The sequence below is a fragment of the Calorimonas adulescens genome (assembly GCF_008274215.1).
In the GTDB taxonomy this organism is placed as follows: Bacteria; Bacillota; Thermoanaerobacteria; order Thermoanaerobacterales; family UBA4877; genus Calorimonas; species Calorimonas adulescens.
The window spans coordinates 1-5,381 of sequence record NZ_VTPS01000041.1 but is presented as its reverse complement, the minus strand read 5'-3'; the positions used below and the strand labels follow the sequence as shown (position 1 = coordinate 5,381).

Sequence of the window (5,381 nt, the reverse complement as noted above, 5' to 3'; positions counted from 1 at the left end):
CCTTTACCACCAACGCTGCCGAAGGAGTAAAAATCTGTCAAGGGTGGGTGAAATAAAATGACTGATGTGAAAGCCCTGCAGCAGGAAAGGATAAGCATATTCCATGACGTATACGACAACAAGATTCCAAAGAGAGTGCCTGTAAGCATCAGCCTTCCCTTTGAAATAATAGCTCAGTATGGAGGTCTGGATTTAAGTGAGGCCCAGTGGAACCCTTCTTTGATTGAAGAGGCAGCAGATAAAATCTGCCAGGCTGTTTATTCGGATACATGTGTATTTTCAGGCTCATTCAGATTTCCTTCATTTTATCAGCTTTTAAAGTCCCAATCCTTCCAGATGGCCTCCAACGGCTTTATACAGCATCCGGAAGTGGTAGGGATGCTGCCCGAAGACTATGACTATCTCATAGAAAATCCATACGACTGTCTGCTCGAAAGGGTAATCCCCAGACAGTATAAAGCTTTCAACCCCAATGGTGATCCCATAAATACAGCCATCAGTTTTACAAAAAGCATATTGGCTTTCAACAATGACATGCAGCAGTGCGGGATGATAATGGCAAAATTAAATGAAAAATATGGCTATTATCCCGGTGGTTTGCTCTCTGGTGGTTTCACGGAAGCGCCCTTTGACTTTCTTGCAGACCAGCTCAGAAGCTTCAAGGGTATCAGCATGGATATAAGGAGGATGCCCGAGAAGGTAAAAGAGGCGTGTGATGCTCTCTATCCTATAGTGTTCAAAATGGGTTTGCCGGCAACGATTTCAAATTACGGCCAGGTGGGTATTCCACTGCACATGCCCACATTCATGAGAGAAAAGGATTTTGCCGAATTGTGGTGGCCGAGCTTCAAGAGGCTGCTTGACGAATACGCATCTATGGGAATTCACTGCTCCATATTCTGTGAGCATGACTGGACCAGATACCTCGACTATCTCCAGGACCTTCCGACGGATACAAGGATCATGTTCGAATACGGAGATCCAAAGCTTATTAAGGAGAAGCTGGGCAAGAAGCACATAATCATAGGAATGTATCCGGTTATGAACCTGAAAACCAAGACCAAGGAAGAGTGCGTAGCTGAAGCAAAGAGATATATTGATATCCTTGCCCCGGGCGGCAAGTATATATTTGGTTTTGATAAGAGCCCACTATTATTCAGCGATATTAATTTAGAGAACCTGTGTGCAGTAGCTGAGACCGTAAGGGATTATGCTGTGTACAGCAATCCGGGCGAGACGGCAGGAATGGCATTCAACAAAGAAGACTACAAAGCGGAACCTTCGAGGAAACTGGAGAGCAAATACTACAAGACCTGGGAGGAGTACAAGGCATTGAATCCTGAGGTGTCGGATTTTGGAGCGTCAAAACTTCAGGGCCTTGAGGAAACCGTATTCCATTACCTGATGTATCTCTTGATATAAAAAAACAATAAAATCACGAACTTTAAAGTTGGATGGTGAAAGAAGTGGAAAGGAGCCAAAGCTGTGTTATATCAGACTCTGAAACCGGAAATCGTTTGCAATATATTTACCTGCCGGTTTTCCACTTCTTTCATTTTAAGCCTTCGATTTTATTGAAAAATTGAAACAAAAATAATTAATATGAAAGGATGGAGAACATGAATAAAAACAAAAATCTGGTTACCATTGCTGTGATGTCAATTTACTTTATAGCAATGGGAATAGGCACTATTACACCCGCAATTCAAAATATTGCGGAAGCTTTCCCGCAAATCGACTTTACTACGATTTTGTTGGTATCCACACTGCCATCCCTGTTCATAATTCCATCTACGGTATTGGCAGGAATGCTGGCGGGCAATAAAATGAGATACAAGACACTGTTAATTGTCGGCATACTGCTTTTCGTGATTGCAGGAACTGCCCCCGCATTTATGAACGATTTTACGGCTATACTGATTTCAAGGGCCGTTTTTGGAATCGGTCTCGGTATAATATCCCCACTGGGGAATGCTCTTATCCTGAAGCTCTTTGATGGCCAGGAGAGGGCTAACATGCTTGGCTTATCTACCATTGTAATGAACATTGGTGGTATAGTATTACAAATGCTTGGAGCCATTTTATGTTCAATCAACTGGCACTATGCTTTTCTAGCTCATCTTCTGGGTATAATTTCTCTTGTTATTGTCTTATTTATGCTTCCAGAACCGGAAAGGGAAGTGCAGGCAGCCGGAGAAAAAATAAAGATGCCAACTGTGATATATATAATATCCTTATTGTTTGGAATTGCTACAATGCTTAACTATCCAATGCTGGTAAATATGTCGACGATAATAATAACGGGCAATCTGGGGAATGCAGCCTCGGCTGGGGTTGTGCTCTCCATGTTTACAGTCGGGGGCATGGTAGCAGGTGCTATTTTTGGCAAATTGTATCAATATACCAATAGGTTTGCCATATCTGTGGGTTTATTAATAGTGTCAATAGGAGCGGGTTTTGTATATTATGCGAATAACCTCGTGCTTTTAACTGTAGGTGCTACTCTTGTTGGAATAGGCTTCAGCATTGTCATGCCTGCCGTAATGATGATAATCGGCATGGTGGTGCCTCCTGCAGGATTTGCTGCGGCTTCAGGCATCCTGATGGCCTTTATGAATTTGGGAGGTTTTGTGTCACCTTATTATATAGATTTACTTGCTAAGATAAGCGGTCAGGACCCTGTAAGATTCCCAATCTTTTTCGAAATGGTCGTCTATGGAATTGCTGCAGCGGTTTATACGTTGGCAAGACTGAAGGCGCCTGCTGCAACTGCAGGTCCGGGAGCCTGAGCCTGAATAAAAGCTGCCGGAAATCGGCCCGGTTTATGCTGGAAGTGCCGGAGGTTTGATTGTCACCATGCAGCTCATCGGTGCATTCCGCATTCCGACATTTATCATAGCTCCTATTGCAGGCGCAAACTTTTATACCGTGCTTGGCCTTGCAGTGCTGAGATTTTTAATGGCTGCAGTTGTAATCATGTTCCTGCCTGAGTTTGGTAAGTTACGATAATAAATTCAAAAGCACCTGACGATTCAGTAATATTTAGCTATGCTCAGATTGGAACATGTATATATAACCATCGCCATGATATAAGGAGGTGACACTGAAGACTTAATAATTCCCAATAATTAAAAATTCAACAATTTTTAAAAAGGGGGAAGGTAAAGTGCAAGAAGAACTTTTCAACAAAATAGTGGACATGGACGAAGAAGGATCAATTAAAATGGCCAGGGAGTATCTGGAAAGTGGTGGTGATCCTCAAAAGTTGCTTGAAGTTTGCAGAAATGCGATGGGTGTAATAGGCGATAAATTTGAAAAAGGAGAATACTTCCTTTCCGAGCTTATACTCGGAGGAGAAATTTTTGGAAACATCATGAAATTTACCCTGCCTCTGATTAAGGGAGATACTAAGAAACTTGGCAAAATCGTCCTTGGCACCGTTAAAGATGACATCCACAACATAGGAAAGGATATATTCAAGGCATTTGCAGAAGCGGCTGGCTTTGAGGTGGTGGACATAGGCGTTAATACACCGGTAGAAAAATTTGTGGAGGCAGCAAAAACGCATAAACCTGACATAGTTGGAATGTCATGCCTGATAACTGCAGGCTTAAGCTCAATGAAAAAGACTGTAGAAGCATTAAAAGCAGCAGGAATAACCAACGCAAAGATAATAATAGGTGGAGGAAGAGTGGATGAAGAAGTAAAACAGTTTGTGGGAGCCGACGCTTGGGCAGATGATGCGGCAAAAGGAGTAAGGCTTTGCAAGGAATTAATGGGAGTGGAGGGGTGATAAAAGATGACAAAGAGTCCCAAAGAGCTTGCCGAGGAACGTCTTGCGCGCTTTGAAGCAGCAGCTAACCTTGAAGAACCGGATAAAGTACCATTGTGGGGACTTTCTGGAGATATTATTCCTGCTTGTTATGGTATAACACAATATGAGTTTAATTATGATTATGAAAAAGCTGTGAGAGCAATTGAAAAATTTATAAAAGATTTTCCTTTTGATTTTTCAATGGCTGGACTTTCTGGATTAGAGGGACGCATATTTAGCATAGCATTTTCAGAATTTCCTGATTTGTCCGTAAATCTCGGGATGATTTCAGGGCCGATGCATGATATATTAGGCGACAAATATTACAGATTTCCGGGCAGAGAAATTGAGGAAAATGCTTCCCCTCAGTTTATCGGCGGTACCTTTATGGAAGCTGATGAATACGACAAATTAATTGAAGACCCTGTAGGTTTTATTTCTGAAACTGTACTTAAAAGAGTATGCCGTAATTTAGCAACCCCTCGACAGGCAATGGCAACTTGGGTTAGGTTAGGTGTAGAGATTAAAAGAAGTGCTTATTTTGCTGGTGAAATCGGCAGAGTTTCAGCTCAGTTAGGATTCCCAGCTCTTCCATTGGGGTGGGGATACGCACCGTTGGATATTATTGGCGACTTTTTAAGGGGAATTGAAACGGTAGTGCTGGATATCCACCGGTATCCTGAAAAAGTGAAAAAGGCTACTGAAGCGCTAGTTGAACCTATTATTAATTATGCCTTAACTTCCAAAATGATAGGAGCTAAATATGCATTTTTCCCACTTCATTTAAATGAATACTTATCACCGAAACTTTACAATGAATTTTATTGGCCCTACTTAAAGAAAATCATTCTCAGACTTTTGGATGAGGGCATTAAGTCATTCTTATTCTTTGAGGGACAGCATGAGGCTCACTTGGAAACCATACTCGAGCTCCCCAAAGGATGGGGTATAGCATATTTTGAAAAAACTGACATAATCAAGGCCAAAAAACTGTTACAAGGTCATACATGCGTCATGGGGGGCATTCCTATGGGCCTAGTGACTGGAGGCACTCCGGCGGAAATACAGGAATATATTAAAAAATTATTGGAAGAGGTAAAGCCTGGAGGAGGCTTTATACTTGCCCCAGGTGTAGGAACTGCTCCTGCTGACACGCCACTGAAAAATATAAGTGCTGTCATTGAAGCAGTGGAAAAATACGGTTAAATATTGATAAATTGATAATTGGCACCGATAGATTTCCATCGGTGCCAATTTAAGTATGTTAATACGAAAGTAGACTCTTCTTATAAATTTTCCTTGACATTTTATATTTACAGGTCTATACTGGTTACGTAACATGTATATACAAATCCTCTTCTTTTATCCTTTCAGAAAAATCTGTTGAAACTGGGGGTGAAAATGAAGGTAAATCCTGACCATATTTTTCGGATTTTTTCGAAATATTATTAATTTTTGGGAGGTAAGAGCATGATTGACCTGAATGAATTGACCCGGGCAGTAGGAGAACTGGACGAAGAGAAAGTAACAGAAATGCTGACAGAATTTGTGAACTCAAAGCCCACAG

5 protein-coding genes are annotated in these 5,381 nt (G+C 41.5%); all 5 read left to right on the top strand.

Annotated features, from left to right (window positions below; genetic code table 11):
• Positions 1 to 57 precede the first annotated feature (57 nt).
• The 5 genes from FWJ32_RS13120 to FWJ32_RS13100 all read left to right on the top strand — a co-directional run bounded on the left by FWJ32_RS13120 (position 58) and on the right by FWJ32_RS13100 (position 5,020).
• The gene (locus FWJ32_RS13120) at positions 58 to 1,422 is read left to right on the top strand and encodes a uroporphyrinogen decarboxylase family protein (protein WP_149546415.1); all 1,365 of its coding nucleotides are present in this window, start codon (positions 58 to 60) and stop codon (positions 1,420 to 1,422) included.
• A gap of 197 nt (positions 1,423 to 1,619) precedes the next feature.
• On the top strand, positions 1,620 to 2,789 hold the full coding sequence (locus tag FWJ32_RS13115) for an MFS transporter (protein WP_203227783.1): 1,170 nt from the start codon (positions 1,620 to 1,622) through the stop codon (positions 2,787 to 2,789).
• A 55-nt stretch (positions 2,790 to 2,844) separates the two neighbouring features.
• Complete coding sequence (locus FWJ32_RS13110; RefSeq protein ID WP_203227782.1) at positions 2,845 to 3,009, top strand: hypothetical protein; 165 nt, start codon at positions 2,845 to 2,847, stop codon at positions 3,007 to 3,009.
• A gap of 157 nt (positions 3,010 to 3,166) precedes the next feature.
• Positions 3,167 to 3,793 carry a cobalamin B12-binding domain-containing protein gene (locus tag FWJ32_RS13105; protein ID WP_149546414.1) on the top strand — a complete coding sequence of 209 codons (627 nt, stop codon included), beginning with the start codon at positions 3,167 to 3,169 and terminating at the stop codon, positions 3,791 to 3,793.
• A 6-nt stretch (positions 3,794 to 3,799) separates the two neighbouring features.
• Complete coding sequence (locus FWJ32_RS13100; RefSeq protein ID WP_149546413.1) at positions 3,800 to 5,020, top strand: uroporphyrinogen decarboxylase family protein; 1,221 nt, start codon at positions 3,800 to 3,802, stop codon at positions 5,018 to 5,020.
• Positions 5,021 to 5,381 lie beyond the last annotated feature (361 nt).